Origin of the sequence: Parabacteroides sp. AF17-28, from assembly GCF_003479205.1 — a bacterium.
Classification (GTDB): Bacteria; Bacteroidota; Bacteroidia; order Bacteroidales; family Tannerellaceae; genus Parabacteroides; species Parabacteroides acidifaciens.
In genome coordinates, this window is record NZ_QUGV01000066.1 from 1 (window position 1) to 661 (window position 661).

The window sequence follows — 661 nt, forward strand, 5'->3', positions numbered from 1 at the left end:
GCGAAAGTCTGGGTTTGTGCAAGTGATGTTGATCTTTCATCATCATTTACAAGTCTTGCAAGTCAGGAATATACGGTAGGAGAGAATGGCGACCTGTCTATCGGAGGTAGTGATACGATCTATCTGGCAAAAGGTACTTATGATTTTTATGCTGTTTCTGCAGATTCAGTCGGAACATCTTGCCCTACGTTTTCAAGCAATGAGTCCGAAGTTTTGAAAAACGGTTTTGATTATCTTTGGGTAAAAGTCGATGATAAAGCGATAGAAGGAAAAGCAAGCAAACAGAACGTTGAATTGAAATTTGAAAGAAAGGCAGTAAATATTGTCATTAATATAGAATCGGGAACCAGTAACGGAATTACATTAACAGGTTGGGATTCAAGCGGCGACTCAGCCAAGATCCTGCCCCCAAATCCAGATAGTAAATGCAAGATGAAATTGTCAGATGGATCAATAACACCGGCAACAACAGTGTTAACCGCTGGAAATGAGGCGAAGATGACCTGTGGAGAAGTAGAAAACAATAAAGCGACAGTCTCTTACATCATGCTTCCATTAATTGATGCAACAAGTTCTCCTGTTCCTACAGTCACCCTAAGGGTTAAAGTGAAGAACACGGGAGAATCGGAAGGGGTAGTGCGGACATATACAACCCAACTGA

Annotated in this window: 1 protein-coding gene; it reads left to right on the forward strand. The window is 41.3% G+C overall.

Annotated elements, in window-relative coordinates; translation table 11 throughout:
* Nucleotides 1-661: fimbrillin family protein (locus DWW90_RS20565; protein ID WP_199662233.1), on the forward strand; the 661-nt coding region annotated here is incomplete at both ends.